Here is a 24,092-nt window from a genome sequence, read left to right as displayed (position 1 = left end):
TGAGCCCCCACCGGGTCCGGTTGGGGTTTCGCCGCCTCCGCGCGAAACTCCCCGCGATCACCAAGCCCCCGAAACCCCGGCCCGCCGGGCCCGGCCGACCCAAAGGCTCACGGAACAGGCCGAAACATCCCCGCCCCACCTACAGACCCCCGACCAGCCCTTCTCACCCGGCGTGACCTGGAACCCAAAATGCAAGGCTTCCGCAACCCCGCCAACCAACGCCTACGCACACGCTGCGTCACCACCCGCCGAGCCCGCGGACACCTCCGCCCCGCCCAAATTCGAAGACCCGCCTTCACGGTCGCCTCGTCGTTGTTGCTGACGCCATCGAGTCCGGCCTCGCCCGCGACCCCGCTCCAGAGGGTCTCGTCGCCGCCGACGGCGATCACCTTCGGCGGGCTGCGCGCCGCACGGCCTCGACCACGTCGGCGAGGGTGAGTGCCACGGCCGCCCGGAACTCCCACGCTGCCGGCGACGGCAGCCCTGCGCAGGGTGGACATCAGCACGGCCATGGCATATGTACGTCACGCAACTCGGCGAGGACGCCATGCAACGGCCGTTCGCTGTACAGCGTCGCTACTACGCCCGCGGCTCGGCACAGGCCAGTGATCTCGGGAAAGCGGCGCTTCCCTCCCTCGTGGCCCGGGGAATGACGAACGTCCAGGTGGCCCGGGGCCTTTCCCTCTCCCGTCACACGGTGGCATTCCACCTCCGGAAGGTGTTCCGAATGCTGGATGTCTCGTCCCGCGTCGAGTTGGCCCACATGTGGGGGACACGGGCCGGCTGAGACAACAGCCTCCCGGCCGAACGGCACTCCTGTTTCCCCTTCTTCGTGCCGTACACGCCGGCGGCCCGGGTGGCCTTCGGTCTTCGCTCCGGCGCACCTACTTCCCGGGCGCCTCGGGGCGGCGGCCGATGGCGGTACGGAGATCAGGAGGGGCTGGCGGCGATCACCTTCGTGGCCACCTCGGGCTGCACCCGGCGGCGGCTTCCTCCTTCGTACGGTCAGGCCCGACTGCTCACCGCCCATCGACGCGCCGACGGAAATTCCCTACCGTGGCGGCCGGAAAGGGCGGAGACTCGTCTCATGGCTGACATGGGGTCTTTCCGGGAGGCGGTCACGGGGTGGGCGGCCGGTGGCCCCGGCGACCCCGCGCGCGAGCTGGCCGCGCGGCTGTCCGTCCGGGCTGCCGTCCTGCTCGAAGGGCCGAGCGACGTCGCAGCGGTCAACGCTCTGGCCGCGAGCCGCGGCCGGAACCTTGCGGCCGAAGGAGTCTGCGTCCTGCCGATGGGCGGTGCGATGAGCGTCGGGCGTTTCGCCCGTCTCCTCGGGCCACCCGGCCTGGGCCTCCGCCTCACGGGACTGTGCGATGAGCGGGAGCGTCGCTACTACGCCCGCGGCTTGGAGCGGGCCAGTGCGGCACAGCAAGAGTTCTTCGTCTGCGCGGCGGATCTGGAAGACGAGCTGATCCGCGCGCTGGGCGTGACACGGGTGGAGGAGCTCGTCCGGGCGGAGGGCGACCTGCGCGCCCTGCAGACCTTCCTGCGCCAGCCCGCACAGCAGGGCCGCACCTCGCAACAGCAGCTGCGGCGCTTCCTCGGCACGAAGAAAGGTCGCAAGATCCACTACGACCGCGTCCTCGTCGAGGCCCTCCACCCCAACCGCATACCCGCCCCACTCGAGGGCCTGCTCACCAGCCTCTGACCGCTGGGTGACGTCAATCTCGGCATAAGGACTCGGCAGCGTGCGGCCGTGGGGATCGTTGAGCCCATGGTGCCGGACGAGTTGTGGGAGCCGGCCGGGCCGCGCCGCCGTGCGCGCAGCGCGAGGATGTCGCCGAGGGTCCCTGCGGTCTGGTCCCGGCAGGCGTCCATCACCAGGACGCGTCCGGGGCGTATCTCCTCGATCGCCCGCCACTTCCGGGCGTTCATGCCGGTGCCGTACCGCTGGAACAGGTCCTCGCGTAGCGGCAGACAGCGCAGTGGGGGCGACGCCCACCACCCGCTGCCTGGTCCGACCGTCCGCACACCGTCGATCGACATGTTCGGCAGGCCGCGGGAGCGGAGCTGGGCGCTGAGCCTGGACCGGTGGCGGCAGTGGATGACCAGGTGTCTGGCCCAGGCTCGGGCGGCCGGTGAGATCTCGGCGACGGTTCCGGACGAAGGGACCGTCGACACTTTGCTCGCAGCCCTGGCAGGTTTTCAGATCAGTGCGCTGCTCGTCTCGCACCTCACCACGGCCGAACGCCAGAAGACCGCGCTCGACGGCCTTCTGGCGACCCTGTGATCGTTTGTCGGCGGGCGACGGAGCCCCGTTGGGGCAGGTGGTCCGCCAGGACCGGCTGCTGCTTGCGTGGCTCCGTTGCCTGCACGCCACGGTGCCCTACCGTCTGGTCCGATTGCCGAGACTGGGTGCCGGACGATAGACGCGGGTCGCTGTCGTGGCGAACAACGCGGCGCGTTCGTCGGCAGAGAGCTCGCTGGTGAGGGCCCGGGCGGTGGAGATCACGACATCGTAGTCGGCGGCCAGGGTGCACACAGGCCAGTCGGAGCCGAACATCAGCCGGTCGGTGCCGAAGGCGTCCAGGGCGACATCCGCGAAGGGCCGCAGGTCGCCGCGGGTCCACTCGCTCCATGCGGCCTCGGTGACCAGTCCCGAGAGTTTGGCGACCACGTTGGGCAGCAGGGCCAGCTCTTTCAGATGCTGGGCCCAGGGTTCGATCTGCCCGGTGGCGATGGGGGGCTTGGCCAGGTGGTCGAGGACGAAGGTGAGTCCGGGCAGGGCCTCGGCGGCCCGGGTGGCCGCGGGCAGCTGCTGCGCGGTGATGACCAGGTCGTAGACCAGGCCCGCGTCCCGCACCGCCTTCAGCCCGCGCTGCGCGGAGGGGCGCAGCAGCCAGTCGGGGTCGGGTTCGGACTGGACCTGGTGCCGGATACCGACGAGATGCGCGCCGCCGCGACCCGCTTGGAGCGCGTGGAGCCGGTCGGCGATGTCGACGGCGGTCAGGTCCGTCCAGCCGACGACACCGGCGACGAGGTCGCTGTCCGCGCACAGGGCCAGGAGTTCGGGGGTTTCCTCGGCGACGGTGGCGGTCTGCACCACCACGGTCCTGGTGACGCCCGCGGCGCGGGCCTGCGGCTGGAGTTCGGACAGGGGGAACGAGCGGCGGAGCAGCCGCAGCGCCTCCTCCTTGGTCCACTCCTGATCACGGACGGTCAGATCCCAGACATGGTGATGGGCATCGACGATCTGCATCACGTCACAGCTCCCGGGTGGCGGGCAGCGGGGCGTCCCCGGGGAGGATCCCGTTGCTGCGCAGGGTGTGCCAGAGTTCCGTAGGGACGGGGTGGTGGATCATGCGGGCCGCGTCCTCGACTTCTTCCGCGGTGCGGGCGCCGACCAGAACGCCGGCGACGGCGGGATGGCCGAGGGGGAACTGGAGGGCCGCTGCGCGCAGCGGGGTGCCGTGCCGGTCGCAGACCGCCTTGATGGCGAGAGCGCGATCGAGGAGGGTCCGGTCGGCAGGCCGGTAGTCGAAGGTCGCTCCGGGGCGCGGGTCGGCGAGGAGTCCGGAGTTGAAGACGCCGCCGACGATGACGGAGACACCCCTGCGGGCGGCCTCGGGGAGCAGGGTGGTCAGGCCGGTGTGGTCGAGGAGGCTGTAGCGGCCGGCCAGGAGGACGACGTCCACGTCGGTGTCGCGGACGAAGCGCTGGAGCATCCGGGTCTGGTTCATGCCGGCGCCGATGGCTCCGACCATGCCTTCGGCACGCAGCCGTTCCAGTTCCGGGTAGGCGCTGTTGAACGCCTCGTCCTCGTGGTCGTCGGGGTCGTGGAGATGGACGATGTCGACGCGGTCCAGGCCGAGGCGGGCGAGGCTCTCCTCGATGCTGGTGCGCACGCCGTGGGCGCTGAAGTCCCAGACGCGGCGGTGGGTGGCGGGGACGGCGAATCCGTTGGCGCTGTCGTCGCCTGTCGGCGATGTGGGGCGCAGGAGCCGCCCGACCTTGGTGGAAACGGTGAACTGGTCGCGGGGTTTGGTGGACAGGACCTCTCCCAGTCGGCGCTCCGAGAGGCCCAGGCCATAGTGGGGGGCGGTGTCGAAGGTGCGGATGCCGCTGTCCCAGGCCGTTTGGACTGCCGCTGCGGCGTCTTCGTCGCCGACCGGGGTGAAGAGGTTGCCGATCGCGGCTGCTCCGAAGGCCAGTTCCGTGACGGTGACGGCGGTGGCGCGCCCCAGGGTGGTCGTGCGCATGGGTGGGGTTGCCTCTCGTGGGTGGGTTCCGGCGGGGTGGACAGCGAGTGCGCCATCGGCCCTCGCTCGTCAGCGACGGCGCTCGGCGCGGCCGGTGGCTCGGGTCGGCCCGGGGTGGGGCGCAGGCCCGCCATGCCGCCGTCGACGGACAGGGCGGTGCCGGTGGTCGAGCCCGCCGACGGACTGGCCAGGTGTGCGATGGCGGCAGCGACCTCCTCCGCGGTGACGAGCCTGCCGTGCGGCTGCCGGGCCTTGAGGTGCGGCGTGCTCGGCGGCGGGGTCGTCGGCTGCGTGGAGGAGGCGGAGGCCCAAGGGGTGTCCAGATGGGTCCGTTCGGTGGCCCGGGCTTCTGCCGTGCTCCTCAATCGAGGTGGAAGATCTCTTCGGCGTCGGTCCAGCGTTCGCCTTCGGCGGCGCTGGGCAGGGGGAGCTGGCAGGGGTCGGTGAGGGTCCACCACTGCTGGGTGTCGGGGTCCGCGGCGACGGCGGCCATGTCCGAGGCGTAGTCCTCGCCTGTGTACTCGTAGTACGCGAACAGGGTCCCGTCCCGGAGGAAGATCGAGTAGTTGGTGATGTGTGCTCTGCGCAGTGCGGCGAGCACGGGGGGTGGGACGGCGCGGTGCAGTCTGAGGTACTCCTCGGCCTTGTCCGGGCGCAGGAGAATGACCGAGGCGATGCGGAGGGGGGCTGCCATGTCATCACTCCTTGGTCGCACCGGCGAGCATGCCGGACACCAGGGCTCGCTGGGAGAAGAGGAAGACGATCAGGACCGGCACGATGGTGACGAGGGTGGCCAGGGCCAGTTCGGGCCGCATGATCTGGTTTCCGGTGCCACTGGAGGTGTTGAACAGCGGCGAGGCGGCGAGGAGGTTGTTCAGCCCCACCTGGGCCGGATAGTCGGAGCTGTCGGGCAGCATCACGAACGGCAGGAAGAAGTTGTTCCAGTTGCCGACGAAGTTGAAGAAGCCGACCAGGGCGATCACGGGCTTGGCCAGCGGCAGCGCGACGAGACGGAAGACCTGCCACTCCGAGCAGCCGTCGATCCGCGCGGCGGCCAGCAGGTCGGAGGGGATGTTGGAGGAGAAGTAGATGTAGGTGAGGTAGACCCCGAAGGGGAAGAAGGAGAAGGGCAGGATCACCGACCAGATCGTGCCGTCCAGGTGGACGGCGTTGATCTCCAGGTAGAGGGGCAGCACCATCGCGGCCGTCGGCATGAGCATCACGAGCATGGTGATGGTCAGCAGCAGCCGTCGCCCGATGAACTGGGTGAGGGCCAGCGCGTACCCGGCGGGGATCGACGTCACGAGGGTGATGGCCAGTGCGCCGAAGGCGTAGACCACCGAGTTCTGCAGCCAGGTGAGGATGGCACCGTCCTGGAAGGCGTAGAGGTGGTTCCAGGTGTCGGCGACCGCGGTGATGGAGCCGAAGGAGAACGGGTTGTCCCGCACGATCTGGCCGTCGCTCTTGGTCGGGGCGAGGAGGAGCCACACCACCGGCACACAGAAGAACAGCAGGAACAGGCCCATGACGACGGTCCAGGCCAGTCGGGCGGCCAGCGAGCCCGGGCGGCGGCGCATCCGGCGCACGGGCTTGCCCGGGCCGGTGCTCGCACCGGCGGTGTGGGTCGGCGGGGCCCGGTGGGCGGTGGTCGTTGGAGGCGTGGTCATCTGTCATCCCTGTCGAACAGGCCGGTGCGGAAGACGACGAGCGCCGCGCAGGCGAGGCCCAGGACGAGCAGGTCGACGGAGATCGCGGCCGCGCCGTGGAAGTCGCCTGCCTGGAACGCGTACTGGTAGGACAGCTGGTTGGGTGACCAGCTGTCGGGGATCATGCCCCAGCTGGCGAGGGAGACCAGTTGCGGCTCGACGAAGAGCTGGGTGCCGGCGGCGAAGGCCAGGATCAGCATGTACGCGATCCACTTGCTGACCATGGGGATCTGGATGCGCAGGGCGATCTGGAGCGTGCTGGCACCGTCGATGCGGGCGGCTTCCAGGATTTCGTCCGGGATGTTGTTCAGCGCCCCGTACATGACCACGATCCAGCCGCCGGCCCCGGTCCAGAAGGCGATGACCGTGAAGAGCACCGGCAGGTGGCCGGGGGCGTTGACCTGGGCGAGGGTGTGCCAGCCGAAGGAGTTCAGCAGTCGGCCGACGGGGCTGGCCGCCGGGTCGAGCAGGATCAGCCAGAGCAGTACGCTCGCCACCCCGGCGAGGGCCCCCGGCAGGTAGAACAGGAACCGCAGGGTGGAGGAGGTCTTGCGCATGCGGCCGTGCAGCATCAGGGAGAGCAGGACGACCAGGATCATCAGGGCGCCCAGCCATACCAGCAGGTACAGGCCGATGTGGAGGAAGGCCGGTGCGAAGCGGTAGTCGGTGAACGTCCGGGTGAAGTTGCCGATCCCAACGAGCTGGCCGCGGGAGTTGGACAGTGCCAGCCATACCGCGTAGCAGGCGGGCAGGACGCCGAAGGCGAGCAGGAGCAGGACGTAGCCGGAGACGAAGACGTAGCCGGCGCGTCCGGCCGGGTTGCGGGCGGAGCGGCCGCGTCGGCGGCCGCTCCGCTCCGTCGCGAGGTGGGTGGTCATCGGTCCGCTTCGCTAGTTGACGGTGTATCCGAGGGACTCGGCCTTGTTGGTGATGGCCGTCTGCCAGGGGTCCAGGGTGTCGGTGAGGGTCTTGCCCGAGTTCAGGGCGGGGACCACGGTGGAGGAGTAGATCGCTTCCTGGCTGTACTGGGTGGCGGACCAGCCGGGCCAGATGAGTTCCGCGGCTTCCTGGAAGACGGGGCTGACGTCCTCGGCGAAGTAGCCGGTCTGCTTCTGGTTGGCCAGCCAGGTGACCGCGGCCTTCTTGTACGCCGGGTAGGTGCCCGCGGTGCCCTGGTAGGCGTTGGAGGTCGTCATCCAGGTGACCAGGTCGGTGGCCGCCTTGAGGTTCTTGCTGTGGGAGGAGGTGAACCACAGCCCGCCGCCGACGTTGCCGGTGTAGTTCTTGGTGTCGCCCTCGAACTTCAGCGGTGCGGCCGCGGCGATCTGGCCCTTGGGGATCTTGAAGGTGGAGTTGAACAGCACCTGCCCGTACCAGGAGGGTCCGGGGAGCATGAGCACCTTGCTGGCCTGGTTCTTGATGAAGCCGGCGCTGAAGACGGTGTCCTTGGACACCGAACTCTTGGCGATCAGAGTGTCGAGCAGCTCGGCCATGCGGGTGCACTTGGGGTCCCGCAGGTCCACCTTGACCTTCTTGGCGTCGGTCGCGGTGCTGGCAGGGCACTGGCTCGCCCAGAAGTACACCTCGGGGGCCCAGGCGTCCCCGGCGGTGCCGACCAGGTGACCGGGATGCTCCTCGGCGACCTTCTCACCGAGGGCCTGGTACTCCTCCCAGGTGGTCGGAACGGAGTACCCGAACTTGTCCATGAGCTTCTTGTTGTACCAGAGCACGTTCTGGGCCAGGTCGTTGCGCAGGCAGTACGTGTTGCCGTTGAAGGTGCAGGGGTCCAGCGCGCCGTCCGCGAAGCCGCTCAGCGTGGACTCGGGTATCAGGTCCTGGTTGAGGGGCGCGGCATACGGGGTCTTGCCCTGGGACGCCCAGCTGGCGTCGTTGACGTTGGCGGTGAAGGCGACGTCGGGCCAGCCACTGCCGGTCCGGTCGAACAGCCGGATCTTGGTCTGCAGATCGGTGGCGCCGTTGGCGTTCCCGCTGTACGTGACGATCTTGATCTTCACGTCCGGGTGAGCCTTCTGGTACGCCTCCACGCCGGGGACGCGGGTGGCGTCCGCCCACACCGTGATCTCACTGCCTTCCTCCTGTGCGACGGGCTTGAAGGCCGCGGGGGAGGAACTCTCCGTAGGTGCGGGGTCCGCGCTGCCGCAGGCGGCGAGGGCGAGCAGGGAGACGGCGCCCAGGGCTGCGACGGCCCCGCGTCTGAACTGGCGGCGGGAGGTGGCGAGAGCATCGTTGTTCATGGCTGACCTCATGTCTGCGGTATGTCTGCGAGGCGGCGGCGCAAGCGCCGGGTGCCGGAGGTGCGGAAGGGTCGGGGTCGGACTGGTGAGACGCGGGGATCAGGCCCTCGGCGGGGTGACAGTCTCCTTGTCGACAAACCGCTGAAGGGCCGGAGGGTAATCGAGTCCCGCGGGCAGGGCGACGCCCGGTCCGCTCGGGGCGTGCACCAGGCCGTGGTCGTCGATGCCGCTTTCGCGGCTGATGGGGTTGCCCATGACCAGGGACTCGTAGTACGTGGTGTTCGAGATGGCCATGCACAGGTGCCGGTTGGGGATCTCCGGCCCGTGCACCTCGGCGCGCAGCCGGTAGGCGTCGGCGAGGTGGGCAGTGCGCATGGCGCCCGTGAAGCCGCCGCGCAGCTGGGTGGAGGCGCGGACCCCGAAGGTGGCGGCGCCGGCCTGGATGAAGTCGGCCGAGTTCATGTGGACCCCGTCGGAGGTCTCGGCCACCAGGAGGGGCACTGCCACCGCGTCGGCGAGGCGCTTGTACGCGGTGATGCTGAACTCCCGGATCGGCTCCTCGTACCAGAGGTAACCGGCGTCGGAGAGAGCGTGCCCTAGGTAGATGGCGTCGGGGAGGTCGAATCCGGCCGACGCGTCGAACATCAGCGGGATCTCGTCCCCCACGTGTTCCCGCAGGGCCGCCGAAAGCCGGGCGTCGCGGCGGGCGTCGCCCCAGGCGTGGAGCTTGATGGCGGGATATCCGAGTTCCAGGGCCTGGTCGGCGACGTCCAGGTACTCCTCGACCGACGAGTAGGTGACGGTGGAGGCGTAGGCGGGGATGGCGGTGCGGTAACCGCCGAGCATCTGCCAGGTGGGCCGGTCGGCCAGTCGCCCGGCCAGGTCCCACAGCGCGATGTCGACCAGACCGAGCAGGTAGAGCGGCAGTTCCTCGGTGCGGTCCAGTTCCCACATGCGATGCCAGAGCCATTCCCGCTGCAGCGGGTCCTGGCCCACGAGTTCCTTGCGCAGGACGCGGTCCAGCAGGTCCGCCAGGATGACGGCGCTGCCCCGGCGGGGTGCCATCGCCACCCCCTCGGCCCCTTCGTCCGTGCAGATGCGCAGCACCGCCGCCTCGCCCTCCGGCGGGCTGCCCAGCAGCCCGTCCCGCCAGACGAACGGCGGACTGACTGCCGGCACCCGGACCGGATAGCTCTCGACTTCGGTAATGCGCACGGCGTTACACCCCTTGCGGCGGCAGTTACTGCTGCGAAATTTTGGTGTAACGTAAGTCGTCATACGAATGCTGTCAAGGCTTCCAGCGCAGTAGACTCAAGAGCCGTCCACACCAACGAGGGGGATGCCACATGGCCAAGAACGGCAGCGGCGGTGCCGGGAACCCGGCGGTCCTCAAACCCTGGCCCAAACGCCCCGCCCGACTGGCCCACGCCGTCGTGGAATCCCTCGTCGACACCATCGTGTCGGGTGCCATCCAGCCGGGCTCGACCCTCCCGGTCGAACCCGAGCTGTGCGAGACGTTCGGCGTCAGCCGCATCACCGTCCGCGAGGCGGTCAAGTCCCTGGAGGCCAAGGGGCTGGTACTGGCCCGGCAGGGCTCCGGCACGACCGTCACCCCGCCCGAGGAGTGGAACCTCCTGGACCCCGTCGTCCTCGCCGCGACCGTCCAGCACGACGACGAACTCGTCGTCCTGGACCAGCTCGTCGGGATCCGGTCGGCGCTGGAGGCCCAGATGACCGCCCAGGCCGCCGAGGTCGCCACCGACGACGACATACGGGCCATCGAGCGGTTGCTCAGCCGGCTCGACGAGGAGACCGCCGCTCCCGCCCGTTTCATCGAGACCGACGTGGCCTTCCACGACCGGATCATGCAGGCGTCCCGGAACCGGCTCGGCCGTTCCATCATCCGCACCGTCCACGGCCAGGCCCGCACCACCTACCTGTACACCGGCACTCCCGACATCCACGCCTGCGAGCAGGCCAACGCGGAGCACCGGCAGGTGGCCGAGCTGCTCCTGGCACGCGACCCCCAAGGGGCCGCGCAGGCCATGGCGGCTCACATCGAAGGGGCCTGGCGCCGCCGCCGCTCACCGAACCCGAGCCCTGCCGCCTCCTGAGCACGGCCCACCGCCCCGCCCCCGCGCCGACAGGCCGGGGGCGCCCGCGTCTCCGCTCGGGTTTGCCGCACAGTGACGGTCACACCTATTGACGACATACGTATGACGACTAACGTTACATCGCTGTTTCACCTCCCGCCCGCACCGCCGGGCTCCCCATCCCTGGCCAGGGACACCCACAGGTCCTCTGCATCAACCGGAAGGTCTCAGGTGCGATCAACACGTATGCGTCCCGCAATACCTGACCGACTCAGATCAGGTCTGGCCGCGGTCACGGTCCTCACCGCCTCGGCCGCGGCCGTCCTCACCCAGGCCGGCCCCGCGTTCGCAGCCACAACAACGCTCTACGCGGCTCCGGGCGGCACCGGCACCACCTGCTCCGCCACCCAGCCCTGCTCCCTCACCCAGGCCAAGACCGAAGTCCGGGCGCTCAACGACGCCATGACGGACGACATCACCGTCGAACTCGCCGACGGCACCTACCGGCTGACACAGCCGCTCACCTTCACCTCCGCGGACTCCGGCACCGGCGGCCACACGGTGACCTGGAAGGCCGCACTCGGCGCCCGCCCCGTCCTCACCGGAGCCGTGCAGGCCACCGGCTGGACCGTGCACGACTCGGGAAAGAACATCTGGAAGGCCGACGTCGGCACCGGCTTCGACACCCGGCAGCTGTACGTCGACGGCGTCCAGGCGACCAGGGCCCGCTCCGCGATCAACCGTTCCGACCTCACTGCGACCACCACCGGCTACACCTTCACCAGCAGCTCACTGAACCACCTCAACGCCCTGGCCGACCCGGGCCGTACGGAGATCCACGGGGTAAATTCCTTCACCGACCGCTACTCCCCGGTGTCCGGCATCAGCAACGGCACCATCACCATGGACCAGCCCGCCTGGGACAACAACACCTTCGGCTGGGACACCCTGACCAGGCCCTTCCACGCCGGTTCGTTCTCCATCGAGAACGCCTATGAGTTCATCGACACGGCCGGCGAGTGGTATCTCGACAACGGCACCGGCACCCTGTACTACAAGCCGCGTTCGGGACAGGACGTGACGACCGCGGACGTCGAGGTCCCGAAGCTGCAGTCACTCATCAGCGTCGGGGGCACCTATTCCTCCCCCGCCAGCCACATCGCCTTCTCCGGGCTGCAGTTCTCGGGCACCAGCTGGCTCGGCCCCAACAGCCACGGCTACACCAACCAGCAGACCGGCGCGTACATCTCCGGCACCTGGGAGCGCCCCTCGGACGCGCTGACCTCATGCCAGGAGGGCTGCCGGCTCTTCGAGGCGACGCGCCCCCACTGGCACCAGATGCCCTCCGCCGTCCAGGTCTCGGCCGCCGACCACATCACCTTCACCGGCAACCGGTTCACCCAGCTCGGGCAGAACGGCCTCGGCATCGGCAACGACGCCAACGCGCACGCCACCGGCGTCGGACTCGGCGCCGACACCATCACGGCGACCGGCAACGTCTTCACCCAGAACGCGGGCGGCGGCATCGCCGTCGGCGGCGTCCAGGCCGACGCACACCACCCAGGCGACACCCGGATGACCAACCGCGACATCACGCTGAGCAACAACCTCATCCACGACGTGGCGCTCGACTACCGCGACATGTCGGCCATTCTGGCCACCTACGTGAACGGCGCCACCATCGCGCACAACGAGGTGTACAACCTGCCCTACTCCGGCATCGCCATCGGCTACGGCTGGGGCGCCAACGACGTCGGCGGCAGCCAGGAGTACGCCAACCGGGGCCTGTACAACTATCAGCCCGTCTACGAGACCGCGACCACCGCCAGGAACAACCACGTCACGGACAACTACATCCACGACGTCATGCGGGAGATGACCGACGGCGGCTGCATGTACACCCTGTCGGCCTCGCCCGGGAGCACCTTCGAACGCAACTACTGCCAGACCAGCAACAACTGGTTCGGCTTCTACCACGACGAGGGATCCAGGGACTTCACCGACACCAACAACGTTTTCCGCAACATCGGCCGGTGGGCCAACGGGAACGCCTCGTCGACCAACAACACCGGTGCCCAGACCCTGACCGACAACTGGACGACCAACAGCAACACCAACATCACCAACGGCACCCGTGGCAACGTGGTGACCGGCACCGTCGTCGTCACCGACGGCAACTGGCCGTCCGGCGCACGAACGGTCATGGACAACGCCGGCATCCAGCCCCGCTACCGGCCCCTGACCACCGACGCCGTCACCTCCCCCTACAGCACCCACTCCTCCACCCCCGCCCGCATCGGCCAGAGCGGCAGCCACCTCACCATCACCGACGCGGGCGCGGACATCTGGGGCGCCGGCGGACAGCTCGACGACGCCTACGGCACCGTCTACCAGGCGGACGCCGCCGTCAACGGCACCTCGGTGACCGCCCGGGTCGACCACATCGACAGCACCGACGACTGGGCCAAGGCCGGTGTCGTCCTGCGCAACAGCCTCACCGATGACGGCTCCTCCCCCGGATACGCGGTCGTGGCGGCGACCCCTGGCCGAGGCGTCAGCTTCCAGTGGGACTCCGACGCCGACGGCTACCTCGACAAGTTCACGTCCACGGCCTCCACGGTCAAGGCGCCGGTCTGGGTTCGGCTCAGCCGCACCGCCACCCAGGTGTCCGCCCACTACTCGACCGACGGATCCACCTTCACCAAGATCGGCTCCACGGTGACCCTGCCGTCCATGGCAGCCACCCAGGACGCCGGTGTCATCCACACCGCCCACAGCTCAACCGCCGGCAGCGCGACCTTCAGCAACCTGCAGATCGTCACCTCGCCCCACAATGCCTACAGTTCCATTCCGGCCGCGGTGGGCCAGCGCCAAGGGGTGACCTCCCTGACCAACGCGGGCATCGACGTGTGGGCCAGCGGCGTGGCACACGACGACGAGTACTCCGCCGCCTACCAGCCGGACGCCGTGGGACAGTCCTCGACCGTCACGGTCCGCGTCGACAGCCAGGACAACACCAACGGCTGGGCCAAGGCCGGTCTGATGCTGCGTAACGACATCACCGGCACCGGCTCCTCCACCGGGTACGCCGTCCTCGCCGTCACCCCCGGCAACGGTGTCGCCCTGCAGTGGGACTCCGACAGTGACGGCTACGTCGACCGCTACACCGCCAGGACCGGCAGCGCCGCCGTCGCCCCGGTCTGGCTCCGCCTGGTCAGGAACGGCACGTCGGTCACCGGCTCCTACTCCGCCGACGGCACCACATGGACCACCGTCGGCACCGCGACACCGACCGGAGCGGACAGCACCCAGGACGCGGGAATGTTCTTCACGGCACACGCGGGAACACCCGGTACGGCGAACTTCAGCGACTTCTCCATCGGCTGAGGCAGCGGACCCGCCGGAGCCGTCACGGCTCCGGCGACCGGCCCCGCGTGGTGCTGCGGCACCCGCACCACCACGCGGGGCACCTCCACGGGCGTCAACGACAGCGGGGAGGCCCCGCGGACGACATCCCGTACTCGGTAGCGGCGCGGCATCTCCGCATGTGGAGGCGTTCCAGGCGTGGATGGTCGAGACGCGGTCGGCGTCGCCGCGCTGAACAAGTACAAGGGGCTGATGAGCGGCATGCTCAACCCCGAAGCCCGAATGCGACCTACACGACAAAGGGCCCTCACAGGCTCTCGCCTGCGAAGACCCTTCGCACCGTCGGGACGACAGGATTTGAACCTGCGACCCCTTGACCCCCAGTCAAGTGCGCTACCAAGCTGCGCCACGTCCCGATGCCCGTCTGACCTGGGGTTTCCCCTGGCCGAACGTGCACGGAAACAATACCGCACTCGGGCCGGTGATCGCGCACTCGTTTATTCGGGGGTGGCGGGTGCCCAGGAGCGACGCTTGACCTCAAGCTTGATTGAGGTTGCACGATCAGGGACATGTCGATCACAGCGGATCACGCACGCGAACACGGACGCACACTCGAACGCGTACTCGAACGCGGACAGGGATACGGATACAGGGACCTGCCCCGGCTCATGGCCCGGATGACGGGCGACGAGAAGCACGGGCCCGCCGCTACATCCACGTTGGACGTCCTGTGGGTGCTCTACGACCGGGTGCTGCAGGTCGGGCCCGAGCGGATGGAGGATCCGGAGCGGGACCGGTTCCTGTTGTCCAAGGGGCACGGGCCGATGGCGTACTACGCGGTGCTCGCCGCGAAGGGGTTCGTGCCCGTGGACTGGCTGGCGGGCTTCGGGTCGTACGACTCGCCCCTGGGCCACCATCCGGATCGTGTGCTGGTGCCGGGCGCCGAGATCGGCAGCGGGTCGCTGGGGCACGGGCTGCCGATCGCGGTGGGCACGGCGCTGGGGCTGCGGGCCCAGGGGCTGGACGATCCGGCGGTGTGGGTGCTGGTCGGGGACGCCGAGCTGGACGAGGGCAGCAATCACGAGGCGATCGCGTACGCCGGTGCCGTTGGCCTCGACCGGCTGCACACCGTCGTGGTCGACAATTCCTCCGCCAGCCACGCCCGGCCGGGCGGTATCGCCGCGCGGTTCGAGGCGGCGGGGTGGTCGGCGGAGACGGTCGACGGCCGTGATCACGAGGCGCTGCACGCCGCCTTCGTCGCACCTCATCCGGGTCGGCCCCGCGTGGTCGTCGCCCGCGTCGAGTCCAAGTACGCCTGATGGCCTCGTACGTCCTACGCCTCCCCTCGTACGCCCCTGATCCAGTCCGTACGCCCTTGATCCGCTCTACGCCTCTGAAGGGAACTGCCCCCATGGACACCATGCGCGACCGTTTCGCCCCCGCCATCTCCCGGCTGCTCGACGAGGATCCCCGGGTCGCGGTCGTCCTCGCCGAGATCGGCAGGGACGGCTTCGCGGAGGCTGCGCGAAGGCACCCGGACCGGGTCATCAACGTCGGTATCCGTGAGCAACTGCTCGTCGGGGCGGGCGCGGGTCTGGCGTTGACCGGGATGCGGCCCGTGCTGCACACCTTCGCGAGCTTTCTGGTCGAGCGGCCGTTCGAGCAGGTCAAGCTGGACCTCGGGCACCAGGACGCGGGCGCGGTGCTGGTCAGCGCGGCCGCCTCCTTCGACTGGCCCGCCGGCGGTTACACGCACATGGCGCCCGGTGACGTGGCCCTGCTCGACACGCTCGACGGCTGGACCGTGCACGTTCCGGGGCACCCCGACGAGGCCGAGGCCCTGCTGCGGCGTGCGGTGGGCGCGGGCGACGACAAGGTGTACGTACGGCTGTCCGTGCAGTCGAACGTGCAAGGGCTCCCGGTCGACGGGGCACGGTTCCGCACCGTCCGGGAAGGGCGGCGCGGCGTCGTCGTCGCCGTCGGGCCGATGCTCGACGGTGTGCTCGCGGCCACGGAGGGCCTCGGCGTCACGGTGCTGTACGCGACCACTGTCCGGCCCTTCGACGCCGTCGCCCTGCGCCGCGCCACAGAGGCGGCCGGCACGGATGTCGTCCTCGTCGAGCCATATCTGGCGGGCACGTCCACGGCCGCCGCGAACGACGCGCTCGCCGATGTGCCGCACAGGGTGCTCGGACTCGGCGTGGGGCGACGGGAGTTGCGACGGTACGGGCGGGTCGAGGAGCACATGGCGGCGCACGGGCTGGACGCGGGGGCACTGCGGGAGCGGATCGGCGTGTTCCTGTCCGGTGGCGTGTGCGCCTGAGTCCGAGCCCCGTCACTCGCCGCCTCTCCGGCACACGCCCTCCCCCGCGCCTCCGCGCCCCTCAGTCCGCCGCCGCAACCCCCAGTTCCGGGTACGCCTCCAGCAACCGCGACGGCGCGGCCTGTCTCCAGGAGTCGGCCAGAACGTCACGGAGTTCGGCCTCGTCCTCCAAGGCCGCCAGCCGCACCCGTACCCAGGCGAAGCCCGCCTCGTGGTCGGCGATCCAGAACTTCCCGGGCTCGGCCAGGACCAGTTCGTCGCGCTCCTCCTTTGGGCAGCGCACGGCAATGGACGTCTCGTCCTCGGGCAGCGTGGCGAACATCTTCCCGGAGACCCGGAACGTGGGCATGCTCCAAGCGATCTTCTCCATCGTGTCCGGCAGGGAAAGGGCGATACGGCGTACGTGTTCGGCATCCAGCATGAGACGCACCGTAGCCAATGCCACTGACAATCGCCCGGTCAGAGCCACCGCCCCACCGTCATGCGACTTTTCGAGATAGGTGACACCTGATCTTGGTGGTTGACACCACCTGAGAAACGCCGAAGCCGTACCGGATTTCTGCTGTGCCCGTTCCCGCGGCCCGCACAGCGCTAGCGTCGGGTCCCATGATCGTATGGCTCAACGGCACCCACGGCGCAGGCAAGACGACGACCAGTGCACTCGTGCAGCAGCTGATCCCGGATTCACGGGTGTTCGACGCCGAGAAGGTCGGCGAGACACTCATGGACATCACGCCGGGGCTGCCCGTGACGGACAACTTCCAGCACTGGCCGCCGTGGCGGCCGCTCGTAGTCGAGACCGCCCGCCGCGTGCTCGACTACACCGGCGGCACTCTGGTGATGCCCATGACTGTCCTGGTCGAGCAGTACTGGCGCGAGATCAGCACGGGCCTCGCCCAACATGCCATTCCGGTACGGCACTTCGTCCTCCACGCTGACCAGGACACCCTCCGCGGGCGCATCGAGGGGGACACTCTTCTTGGCCCCTCCCCGTTCCGTCTCAAATACCTCGAGCCCTACGCCGAGGCGGCCCGCACGTGGCTACACGGCGAGGCCGAAGTCGTCGACACCACGCACCTCACGCCCGCCCAGGCCGCCCTGCAGATCGCACAGGCTGTCAAGAGTTGAGGTCCGCCCGCCCCGCGAAAACAGGCGCAGGTGGCAACAGAGAACGACCTTCCGGTGTCGAGTAGTGCGAACAGGCTCAACCAGGGGCCCAGCTCAGCCCAGCACCGCGGTGTCATCTACCCCGAAAAGTCGCACGTCACCGAGCATCGCCCGCTCAGCTCCGCCGCCCCCACCACCACCGAGCATCGCCCGGCCAATTCCGCCGCCCCTCACCACCGTCACCCAGCCAGAGGCACGGCCCCAGCAATACCCGCGGCCGGAGCCGCCACCCCCACGTGCTTGTAGTAGAGCGACGTCGGCCGCAACACCCCGTCCGGGCTCGCCGCGTAGTCGGGGATCATCCCGACCCAGGTCCAACCCGCGGAACGGTAGAGGGACTCGGCCGGGCTGTCCGTCTCAGTGTCGAGGTGGAGCAGGGTGACGCCCACGTCCGCGGCGGCGCGCTCGGCGGTCGTCAGGAGCGTCCGGCCGAGGCCCTGCCCGCGGCCGTCCCGGTGGACCATCAGCTTCACCAGCTCGGCGCGGTGGCGGCTGTTGGGCTTGTCGGGGAAGGCGAGGCTCACGGTTCCGAGCACCCGGTCTCCGTCGCGCGCGACCCACACGGCGAGTTCACCGGCGGACACGGCTGCCGCGCGCCCCTTCCACCAGGCGACGGCCGCCGCGTGGTCGAGGGGCGCGAGGAAGCCGATCGAGGCTCCGCCGTGCACGGTGTCGGTCAGCAGGTCGGCCAGCTCATCGGCGCGCGCGAGCAGTTCGGTTCCGTCGAGCCGGGAGATCACGGTCATGGCAGCACCACCACCAGCGCGTACCGCACGTCCTCAGGCCCGGGGCAGCGGAACCGCGTCGCGCCCCAGACGCGCAGTCGCAGGCAGTCCCCGGCCGTCAGCCGGTGCTCCACGTCCTGGGCGGTGACGTCGAGGGTCCCGTCGAGGACCCAGATGTGCTGTTCGAGGCCGGGGACGGGCGGCCGGTCGTACGCGATGTCTGCGTCCGCGGCGAGCCGCCCCTCGACCAGTTCGCCGCGCAGCCCCGGATGCGGCGGCGACACGGACCGCCGTACGAATCCGGAGGCCCTGTCCTCCCAGACGGCCTGGTCGGCCGCGCGGACGACCGTGACGGGTTCGGCCTCGACCTCGCTGAGGAGCTGGGACATCGTGCGCCCGTACACATGGCAGAGGCGGTTGAGGAGCGCGGCCGTGGGGCTGATCTCCACGCGCTCGGCCCGGGACAGGGTCGACCGGCTCACCCCGCTCCGCTCCGCCAACTCCCCCAGGGACCAGCCGTGTTCGGCCCGCAGCTCGGCCAGGCGGGCGGCGAGGCGGGCGTCCACGCCGGTCGACGGATCTTGATCGCTTCCCATATTCGAGACCATATCCCAGATTCGGGATACCCGTCGAGACCCTTCAGTCCACCGCCGCCCCCTCAGTCCACCGCCGCCGCCTCACCCAGCGCATCCAGCACCGGATGGATCAGGGGATGGCCCTCCGCGCCACGGCGTACGGCGGCGAAGACCCGGCGCGTGGGGGCGGTGCTGTCGACAGGGCGTACGACGACGCCGGTGAGGTCCATGCCGCGCAGGGCGGAGCGGGGCACGAGGGCGACGCCCGCGTCGGCCGAGGCCAGGGCGACAACCGCTCGGAAGTCGTCGGAGGAGTGTTCGAGGCGGGGCCGGAACCCGGCGTTCTCGCAGGCCAGGACCACCACGTCGTGGCAGGGGTTGCCGGGGTACGGGCCGATCCACGGGTCCTTGGCCAGCTCGGCGAGCGGGACCTCGGCCGCGTCGGCGAGCCGGTGCGTGACCGGGACGACCGCGTCGAAGGGCTCGGCGTACAGCGGGATGTGCGTGAGGCGCGGGTCGTCCGCGTCGGGGGCGCCCCGATACTCGACGGCGACCGCGATGTCGACCTGCCGGTCCAGCACCATGGGGAGACTGGCGTCGCCCTCGGCGTCCTGGACACGGACGCGGATACCGGGGGCCGTGCCGGCGAGGCGGGCCAGCGCCGGGGCCACAACCAGGCCGATCCCGGTCGCGAAGGAGGCGACGGTGACCGTGCCGGCCGAGCCCGAGCTGTACGCCGCCAATTCGGCCTCGGCGCGCTCCAGTTGGGCGAGGACCGCGTGGGTGTGGGCGAGCAGGATCTCGCCGGCGGGCGTCAGTCGTACGCCTTTCGCGCCGCGCTCGACGAGTCGGTGACCGGTCTCCTGCTCCAGGGCGGTCAGCTGCTGGGAGACCGCCGAGGGCGTGAGGTAGAGCGCGGCGGCAGCCGCCGTCACCGTGCGGTGGTCGGCCACCGCACGGAGGATGTGGAGCCGCCGCGCTTCGATCATGAGATCGATTCTCTCAAATCGCCGGATTCCTCCTGCTCAGGCGTCCAGCTCCGCCCGCGCCGCCACGAACGCGTCCACCGCGCGGTTCACGTCGTCCGTCGAGTGTGCGGCGGACAGTTGCACACGGATGCGGGCCCGGCCCTGCGGCACGACCGGGTACGAGAAGCCGACCACGTACACGCCGCGCTCCAGGAGCAGCTCGGCCATCCGTCCCGCCTTCGCCGCGTCGCCGATCATCACGGGCACGATGGCGTGGTCGCCGGGCAGGAGGTCGAAGCCCTCCTCCGTCATCCGGCGCCGGAACAGGGCCGTGTTCTCGGCGAGCCGCTCGCGCAGGTCGCCCGCCGCCTCCAGCAGATCGAGCACCTTCAGGGAAGCGGCCGCGATCACCGGGGCGAGCGTGTTCGAGAAGAGGTACGGCCGTGACCGCTGGCGCAGCAGGGCGACGATCTCGGCGCGGGCGGCCACGTAACCGCCGGAGGCGCCGCCGAGCGCCTTGCCGAGGGTGCCCGTGATGATGTCGACGCGGTCCATGACGCCGTGCAGCTCAGGCGTACCGCGGCCGCCGGGGCCGACGAAGCCGACGGCGTGCGAGTCGTCGACCATGACCATGGCGTCGTAGCGGTCGGCGAGGTCGCAGATCTCGCGGAGCGGAGCCACATAGCCGTCCATGGAGAAGACGCCGTCCGTGACGATCAGCTTCCTGCGCGCACTGGACGCCTCCTTCAACTGCCGCTCCAGGTCCGCCAGATCACGGTTGGCGTACCGGAACCGGCGGGCCTTGGACAGGCGGATGCCGTCGATGATCGAGGCGTGGTTGAGCGCATCGGAGATGACCGCGTCCTCCGCGCCGAGCAGCGTCTCGAAGACACCGCCGTTCGCGTCGAAGCAGGAGGAGTACAGGATCGTGTCCTCCTGGCCGAGGAACGCCGACAGCCGCCGCTCCAGCTCCTTGTGCACCTCCTGCGTGCCGCAGATGAACCGCACCGAGGCCATGCCGTAGCCCCAGCGGTCCAGGGCCTCGTGGGCGGCCGAGATCACCTCGGGGTGGTCGGCGAGGCCGAGGTAGTTGTTCGCGCAGAAGTTGAGCACCTCCCCGGGGCGGCCGCCCGCGGTCACGTTCACCGTCGCGGACTGCGGGGTGCCGATGACCCGCTCGGGCTTGTGCAGGCCGGCGGCGCGGATCTCGTCGAGGGTGGCGCGCAGGTCGTCGCGCACGGAGTCGAACATCATCAGTCCTTATCGGGTCCAGTCCAGGATTACCTTGCCGCCGCGCCCGCTCGCCGCGTCCGCGAACGCCGCCTCGAAGTCGCGGTGGCCATAGCGTCCGGTGATCACCGGTGCGAGGTCGAGGCCGCCCTCCAGCAGCACCGACATCGCGTACCACGTCTCGAACATCTCCCGGCCGTAGATGCCCTTGATAGTGATCATGGAGGTGACGATCCGGGCCCAGTCGACCGGGAACTCCTGGGCGGGCAGGCCGAGCATGGCGATCCGGCCGCCGTGGGTCATGTTGGCGATCATGTCGCGCATCGCCTCGGGGCGGCCCGACATCTCCAGGCCGATGTCGAAGCCCTCGCGCAGGCCGAGTACGCGCTGACCGTCGGCGATGGACGTCCGCGACACGTTCAGCGCCAGGCTCACGCCGATCTTGCGGGCCAGCTCCAGGCGCTCCTCGCTGACGTCGGTGACGACGACGTTGCGGGCGCCCGCGTGCCGGGCCACGGCGGCGGCCATCAGGCCGATCGGGCCGGCGCCGGTGATGAGGACGTCCTCGCCGACCAGCGGGAACGACAGGGCCGTGTGCACCGCGTTGCCGAACGGGTCGAAGATCGCGGCGACGTCGAGGTCGACGGGGACGCGGTGCACCCACACGTTGGCGGCGGGCAGGGCCACGTACTCGGCGAACGCTCCGTCGCGGCCGACGCCGAGGCCGACCGTGGCACGGCACAGGTGGCGCCGTCCGGCGAGGCAGTTGCGGCACTTGCCGCACACCAGGTGGCCCTCACCGCTGACCCGGTCGCCGGCCTTGATATCGGTGACATCGCGGCCGGTCTCGACGACCTCGCCGACGAATTCGTGACCGATCACGAGCGGGGTGCGGATCGCCTGCCGCGCCCAGCCGTCCCAGCCGTGGATGTGCAGATCGGTGCCGCAGATCCCGGTTCTGAGGACCTTGATCAGTACGTCGCCGGGGCCGGTCTCCGGCTCCGGGACGTCCGCGAGCCACAGGCCGGGCTCCGCCTTCTCCTTGACCAGCGCCTTCAACGCTACGGCTCCTGAGGGTGAGGTCCCGGAGCGGGGCATGCCGAAGGAGGCCCGCGCCGGGACAGGGAGTGAAGTGGCGACAGCGCACGGCGAGTCGATCCGTGCGGGGGCGCTGTGTCAGCGGCTGCGGCGCCCCGGTGCCGACGGAAGGAGAATCTGCCGTACGACGGCACCCCGGGTCCATCGAGGTTTTCTTAAGCGCGGCCGCAGCTTTCCTTCACACCCTCATCCCCACCCTCACCCCCACATCATGGCCGGAAACCGACGATCTTGAACGGCTCCGCATTGATCGGATGACGGCCGCTCACCGTATTCATCCTTCAGACCTGCCCGTATTCATCCTTCGACCTGTCCCCGCACCCCAAGGAGTCGGAAACCCGTCATGCTGCCCGCACCGCACATGGCCCTGCCGCCCGCCGACCGAGTCCTGTCGCCGTACACCGGCTGGACCCGGGCTCATTGGGAGGTGCTCGCCGACCGGCTGCTGGCCGCGCTCTTCCCGTACGCGACGCCCGGCTTCGCGCAGTACCGTCTGCCCGGCCGCGGCTCGACGTCGGGTGTGGTCGCGGACGGCCTCGAAGGCTACGCACGCTCATTCCTGCTGGCCTCCTTCCGGATCGCGGGGGCCGGCCGGGTCGGCGGCACCATCGATCCACGTCTCACCGAACGTTACGTGCGGGGTCTGACAACGGGCACGGACCGGGACAGCCACGAGGCCTGGCCCGAACTCACCGACCGCTCCCCGCAGATGGCCGAGGCGGCGGCGATCGCGATCGGGCTGCACGAGACGCGGCCCTGGATCTGGGACCGGCTGGCGCCCGGGGTCCAGGAGCGGATCGTGGACTGGCTGTGGGGCTTCGTGGGCCGCCGTACCGAGGACGACCACCGGCGGCTGTTCCAGGTGCTCACCGAACAGTTCCTGGCCTCGGTCGGCGCGCCGCACCGCCGAGAGGACATCGAGAGCGGACTCGACCGCATCGAGGACTGGTACGTCGGCGACGGCTGGTACAGCGACGGCGGCGGCCGCGCGTTCGACTACCACAACGCGTGGGCCCTGCATCTGTACCCGCTGCTGTGGTCCCGTATGGCGGGCCGTGACGACGGCGGCCGGGCCCGGGTCTACCGTGGGCGGCTCACCCAGTTCCTCGCGTCCTACCCGCAGTTCTTCGGCGCGGACGGCGCGCCCGTGCACCACGGCCGCTCCCTGACGTACCGGTTCGCCGCTACCGCGCCGGTGTGGCTGGGCGCCCTCGCGGGCTGCACTCCGCTGGCGCCCGGCCTCGCCCGGCGTCTCGCCTCCGGTGCCGTACGTCACTTCGTGGAGCGCGGGGTGCCCGACGAGCGGGGGCTGCTGCCGCTCGGCTGGTACGGAACGTTTCTGCCCTCGACCGAGGCGTCCTCGGGCCCCGCCTCGCCGTACTGGGCGAGCACGGCGTTCCTGGGGCTGCTGCTGCCTCCGGACCACCCGACGTGGACGGAACGCGAACAGCCTCTGCCCGTCGAGGAGTCCGACCAGTACACCGCCCTCCCGGCACCGGGCTGGCTGCTGCACGGCACACGGCACGACGGCATCGTCCGGCTGGTCAACCACGGGAGCTCTCCGCGGGACCCCGACGACGAGGACCCGCATCTCGTGAAGCTCGGCTATTCGACGGCGACGGCACCGGAGGCGGGCTCGCACGCCCAGAAGCGGAATGTGGACGGCCAGTTGACGCTCCTCACACCGGACGGCGCCGCATCGCGCAGGCACCGCATCCGTCCGGTGCGCTGCGCCGGGCAGGTCGCGGTGTCCCAGTACGAGGCTCGACTCCCAGGCAGCGACGAGGAGTTCCCGGTGGAGACGACGAGCGTGCTGCGCGGGCCGTGGGAGATCCGGGTGCACCGGCTGCGGCCCCCGGCCGGGGCGGCGGTCCGGGAGGGCGGCTACGCGGTCGCGGCGCAGGCCCGGCCCTCGGCCGAGCGTGGTACCGGCTGGGCACTCGCCCGGACCCCGCAGGGGCTGACCAGTGCCGTCGTCGCCCTGTACGGCTGGGACACGGACACGGGCATCGCACGCGAGGCCGAGGCCAACGCCTTCGGCCCGCACTCGGCGACACCGTATCTGCGGTGCGCCGCCGGTCCGCCGGGCGGCGGCGGTGTCTTCGTCACGCTGCTGGCGCTGACCCGGGACACCGTGCATCCGCAGGCGTTGCGTGAGTCGGTGCGGTGCGAGGTGGCCGGCGAGGAGGTGCGGATCACGTTCCCCGAAGGGGACACCGTCGTTGTGTGAGCAGGCGTATGAGCAGGCGTGTAAGCAGGCGTACGAGCAGTCATACAGCAGTCGTATGAGCGGGAGACACACGGCTGTTGACGAGCCGTCAGATACCCGT

22 protein-coding genes, 1 tRNA gene and 1 pseudogene are annotated in these 24,092 nt (G+C 70.1%); 9 read left to right on the top strand and 15 right to left on the bottom strand.

The annotated features are described in order from the left end of the window. Nucleotides 1-517 precede the first annotated feature (517 nt). The 3 genes from ACWD3C_RS20175 to ACWD3C_RS20165 all read left to right on the top strand — a co-directional run bounded on the left by ACWD3C_RS20175 (nucleotide 518) and on the right by ACWD3C_RS20165 (nucleotide 2,287). A complete protein-coding gene (locus ACWD3C_RS20175; RefSeq protein WP_451145674.1) occupies nucleotides 518-787 on the top strand; it encodes a helix-turn-helix domain-containing protein in 270 nt (89 codons plus the stop codon). A 300-nt stretch (nucleotides 788-1,087) separates the two neighbouring features. Then, nucleotides 1,088-1,705 carry a TOPRIM nucleotidyl transferase/hydrolase domain-containing protein gene (locus ACWD3C_RS20170; protein WP_451145672.1) on the top strand — a complete coding sequence of 206 codons (618 nt, stop codon included), beginning with the start codon at nucleotides 1,088-1,090 and terminating at the stop codon, nucleotides 1,703-1,705. Nucleotides 1,706-1,753: 48 nt separating this feature from the next. Further along, nucleotides 1,754-2,287 (top strand): hypothetical protein, encoded by a 534-nt coding sequence (locus tag ACWD3C_RS20165; protein WP_451145671.1) that lies wholly within the window; start codon nucleotides 1,754-1,756, stop codon nucleotides 2,285-2,287. 96 nt (nucleotides 2,288-2,383) lie between these two features. On the opposite strand, the gene ACWD3C_RS20160 is transcribed toward ACWD3C_RS20165, so the two are convergent. From ACWD3C_RS20160 to ACWD3C_RS20125, 8 genes and pseudogenes are all read right to left on the bottom strand, one after another. After that, nucleotides 2,384-3,256, bottom strand: coding sequence for an amidohydrolase family protein (locus ACWD3C_RS20160; RefSeq protein ID WP_451145669.1), 873 nt, complete (start codon nucleotides 3,254-3,256; stop codon nucleotides 2,384-2,386). A gap of 4 nt (nucleotides 3,257-3,260) precedes the next feature. Further along, the gene (locus ACWD3C_RS20155) at nucleotides 3,261-4,256 is read right to left on the bottom strand and encodes an aldo/keto reductase (RefSeq protein ID WP_451145667.1); all 996 of its coding nucleotides are present in this window, start codon (nucleotides 4,254-4,256) and stop codon (nucleotides 3,261-3,263) included. 143 nt (nucleotides 4,257-4,399) lie between these two features. Then, nucleotides 4,400-4,711: pseudogene (locus ACWD3C_RS20150) on the bottom strand (SDR family oxidoreductase); the annotation flags it as partial. Then, nucleotides 4,618-4,950, bottom strand: coding sequence for an L-rhamnose mutarotase (locus tag ACWD3C_RS20145; protein WP_451145665.1), 333 nt, complete (start codon nucleotides 4,948-4,950; stop codon nucleotides 4,618-4,620). The gene ACWD3C_RS20145 and the pseudogene ACWD3C_RS20150, both read right to left, overlap by 94 nt. A 4-nt stretch (nucleotides 4,951-4,954) precedes the next feature. Next, nucleotides 4,955-5,833 (bottom strand): carbohydrate ABC transporter permease, encoded by an 879-nt coding sequence (locus tag ACWD3C_RS20140; RefSeq protein WP_451145692.1) that lies wholly within the window; start codon nucleotides 5,831-5,833, stop codon nucleotides 4,955-4,957. An 86-nt stretch (nucleotides 5,834-5,919) separates the two neighbouring features. Further along, a complete protein-coding gene (locus ACWD3C_RS20135) occupies nucleotides 5,920-6,840 on the bottom strand; it encodes a carbohydrate ABC transporter permease (RefSeq protein ID WP_451145663.1) in 921 nt (306 codons plus the stop codon). Between the two features lie 12 nt (nucleotides 6,841-6,852). Next, on the bottom strand, nucleotides 6,853-8,217 hold the full coding sequence (locus ACWD3C_RS20130; RefSeq protein WP_451145661.1) for an ABC transporter substrate-binding protein: 1,365 nt from the start codon (nucleotides 8,215-8,217) through the stop codon (nucleotides 6,853-6,855). Between the two features lie 99 nt (nucleotides 8,218-8,316). Next, entirely contained in the window at nucleotides 8,317-9,432 is a 1,116-nt protein-coding gene (locus ACWD3C_RS20125; RefSeq protein WP_451145659.1) for an enolase C-terminal domain-like protein, read from the bottom strand. A gap of 131 nt (nucleotides 9,433-9,563) precedes the next feature. Between ACWD3C_RS20125 and ACWD3C_RS20120 the strand changes: the two genes are divergently transcribed. Next, nucleotides 9,564-10,331 carry a FadR/GntR family transcriptional regulator gene (locus ACWD3C_RS20120; RefSeq protein ID WP_451145657.1) on the top strand — a complete coding sequence of 256 codons (768 nt, stop codon included), beginning with the start codon at nucleotides 9,564-9,566 and terminating at the stop codon, nucleotides 10,329-10,331. Nucleotides 10,332-10,556: 225 nt separating this feature from the next. Next, nucleotides 10,557-13,697: a DUF1349 domain-containing protein gene (locus ACWD3C_RS20115; protein ID WP_451145655.1), complete on the top strand. Its 3,141-nt coding sequence runs from the start codon at nucleotides 10,557-10,559 to the stop codon at nucleotides 13,695-13,697. 321 nt (nucleotides 13,698-14,018) lie between these two features. Here ACWD3C_RS20115 and ACWD3C_RS20110 read toward each other — a convergent pair. Then, nucleotides 14,019-14,092: transfer RNA gene (locus ACWD3C_RS20110), tRNA-Pro, on the bottom strand. A 252-nt stretch (nucleotides 14,093-14,344) separates the two neighbouring features. Between ACWD3C_RS20110 and ACWD3C_RS20105 the strand changes: the two genes are divergently transcribed. Continuing rightward, nucleotides 14,345-14,995, top strand: coding sequence for a transketolase (locus tag ACWD3C_RS20105; RefSeq protein WP_451145690.1), 651 nt, complete (start codon nucleotides 14,345-14,347; stop codon nucleotides 14,993-14,995). A gap of 92 nt (nucleotides 14,996-15,087) precedes the next feature. Next, entirely contained in the window at nucleotides 15,088-15,999 is a 912-nt protein-coding gene (locus ACWD3C_RS20100) for a transketolase family protein (RefSeq protein WP_451145653.1), read from the top strand. Nucleotides 16,000-16,060: 61 nt separating this feature from the next. Here ACWD3C_RS20100 and ACWD3C_RS20095 read toward each other — a convergent pair whose 3' ends face one another. After that, complete coding sequence (locus tag ACWD3C_RS20095) at nucleotides 16,061-16,420, bottom strand: MmcQ/YjbR family DNA-binding protein (protein WP_451145651.1); 360 nt, start codon at nucleotides 16,418-16,420, stop codon at nucleotides 16,061-16,063. Between the two features lie 185 nt (nucleotides 16,421-16,605). On the opposite strand from ACWD3C_RS20095, the gene ACWD3C_RS20090 reads away from it, so the two are divergent. Beyond that, entirely contained in the window at nucleotides 16,606-17,127 is a 522-nt protein-coding gene (locus ACWD3C_RS20090; protein WP_451145650.1) for an ATP-binding protein, read from the top strand. Between the two features lie 218 nt (nucleotides 17,128-17,345). Here ACWD3C_RS20090 and ACWD3C_RS20085 read toward each other — a convergent pair whose 3' ends face one another. From ACWD3C_RS20085 to tdh, 5 genes are all read right to left on the bottom strand, one after another. Next, nucleotides 17,346-17,912 carry an N-acetyltransferase family protein gene (locus ACWD3C_RS20085; protein WP_451145648.1) on the bottom strand — a complete coding sequence of 189 codons (567 nt, stop codon included), beginning with the start codon at nucleotides 17,910-17,912 and terminating at the stop codon, nucleotides 17,346-17,348. After that, the gene (locus tag ACWD3C_RS20080) at nucleotides 17,909-18,487 is read right to left on the bottom strand and encodes a helix-turn-helix domain-containing protein (protein WP_451145646.1); all 579 of its coding nucleotides are present in this window, start codon (nucleotides 18,485-18,487) and stop codon (nucleotides 17,909-17,911) included. Before ACWD3C_RS20080 ends, ACWD3C_RS20085 begins: the two co-directional genes overlap by 4 nt. Before the next feature lie 62 nt (nucleotides 18,488-18,549). Then, on the bottom strand, nucleotides 18,550-19,455 hold the full coding sequence (locus ACWD3C_RS20075) for a LysR family transcriptional regulator (protein ID WP_451145644.1): 906 nt from the start codon (nucleotides 19,453-19,455) through the stop codon (nucleotides 18,550-18,552). 36 nt (nucleotides 19,456-19,491) lie between these two features. Next, a complete protein-coding gene (locus ACWD3C_RS20070; protein ID WP_451145688.1) occupies nucleotides 19,492-20,685 on the bottom strand; it encodes a glycine C-acetyltransferase in 1,194 nt (397 codons plus the stop codon). Nucleotides 20,686-20,694: 9 nt separating this feature from the next. Continuing rightward, nucleotides 20,695-21,723: an L-threonine 3-dehydrogenase gene (gene tdh / locus ACWD3C_RS20065; RefSeq protein ID WP_451145642.1), complete on the bottom strand. Its 1,029-nt coding sequence runs from the start codon at nucleotides 21,721-21,723 to the stop codon at nucleotides 20,695-20,697. A gap of 382 nt (nucleotides 21,724-22,105) precedes the next feature. On the opposite strand from tdh, the gene ACWD3C_RS20060 reads away from it, so the two are divergent. After that, entirely contained in the window at nucleotides 22,106-23,992 is a 1,887-nt protein-coding gene (locus tag ACWD3C_RS20060) for a DUF2264 domain-containing protein (RefSeq protein WP_451145640.1), read from the top strand. The last annotated feature ends 100 nt before the right edge of the window (nucleotides 23,993-24,092 follow it).

This window comes from Streptomyces sp. NPDC002845 (assembly GCF_053591955.1).
This window is presented reverse-complemented; position numbering and strand designations above follow the sequence as displayed.

What these genes read in the sequence shown, in the direction of transcription:
- ACWD3C_RS20175 (WP_451145674.1), top strand. Translation starts at nt 518, where the DNA reads ATGTACGTCACGCAACTCGGCGAGGACGCCATGCAACGGCCGTTCGCT.
- ACWD3C_RS20170 (WP_451145672.1), top strand. Translation starts at nt 1,088, where the DNA reads ATGGCTGACATGGGGTCTTTCCGGGAGGCGGTCACGGGGTGGGCGGCC.
- ACWD3C_RS20160 (WP_451145669.1), bottom strand. Translation starts at nt 3,256, where the DNA reads ATGCAGATCGTCGATGCCCATCACCATGTCTGGGATCTGACCGTCCGT.
- ACWD3C_RS20155 (WP_451145667.1), bottom strand. Translation starts at nt 4,256, where the DNA reads ATGCGCACGACCACCCTGGGGCGCGCCACCGCCGTCACCGTCACGGAA.
- ACWD3C_RS20145 (WP_451145665.1), bottom strand. Translation starts at nt 4,950, where the DNA reads ATGGCAGCCCCCCTCCGCATCGCCTCGGTCATTCTCCTGCGCCCGGAC.
- ACWD3C_RS20140 (WP_451145692.1), bottom strand. Translation starts at nt 5,833, where the DNA reads ATGCGCCGCCGCCCGGGCTCGCTGGCCGCCCGACTGGCCTGGACCGTC.
- ACWD3C_RS20135 (WP_451145663.1), bottom strand. Translation starts at nt 6,840, where the DNA reads ATGACCACCCACCTCGCGACGGAGCGGAGCGGCCGCCGACGCGGCCGC.
- ACWD3C_RS20130 (WP_451145661.1), bottom strand. Translation starts at nt 8,217, where the DNA reads ATGAACAACGATGCTCTCGCCACCTCCCGCCGCCAGTTCAGACGCGGG.
- ACWD3C_RS20120 (WP_451145657.1), top strand. Translation starts at nt 9,564, where the DNA reads ATGGCCAAGAACGGCAGCGGCGGTGCCGGGAACCCGGCGGTCCTCAAA.
- ACWD3C_RS20115 (WP_451145655.1), top strand. Translation starts at nt 10,557, where the DNA reads ATGCGTCCCGCAATACCTGACCGACTCAGATCAGGTCTGGCCGCGGTC.
- ACWD3C_RS20105 (WP_451145690.1), top strand. Translation starts at nt 14,345, where the DNA reads ATGGCCCGGATGACGGGCGACGAGAAGCACGGGCCCGCCGCTACATCC.
- ACWD3C_RS20100 (WP_451145653.1), top strand. Translation starts at nt 15,088, where the DNA reads ATGGACACCATGCGCGACCGTTTCGCCCCCGCCATCTCCCGGCTGCTC.
- ACWD3C_RS20095 (WP_451145651.1), bottom strand. Translation starts at nt 16,420, where the DNA reads ATGCTGGATGCCGAACACGTACGCCGTATCGCCCTTTCCCTGCCGGAC.
- ACWD3C_RS20090 (WP_451145650.1), top strand. Translation starts at nt 16,606, where the DNA reads ATGATCGTATGGCTCAACGGCACCCACGGCGCAGGCAAGACGACGACC.
- ACWD3C_RS20085 (WP_451145648.1), bottom strand. Translation starts at nt 17,912, where the DNA reads ATGACCGTGATCTCCCGGCTCGACGGAACCGAACTGCTCGCGCGCGCC.
- ACWD3C_RS20080 (WP_451145646.1), bottom strand. Translation starts at nt 18,487, where the DNA reads ATGGGAAGCGATCAAGATCCGTCGACCGGCGTGGACGCCCGCCTCGCC.
- ACWD3C_RS20075 (WP_451145644.1), bottom strand. Translation starts at nt 19,455, where the DNA reads ATGATCGAAGCGCGGCGGCTCCACATCCTCCGTGCGGTGGCCGACCAC.
- ACWD3C_RS20070 (WP_451145688.1), bottom strand. Translation starts at nt 20,685, where the DNA reads ATGTTCGACTCCGTGCGCGACGACCTGCGCGCCACCCTCGACGAGATC.
- ACWD3C_RS20060 (WP_451145640.1), top strand. Translation starts at nt 22,106, where the DNA reads ATGCTGCCCGCACCGCACATGGCCCTGCCGCCCGCCGACCGAGTCCTG.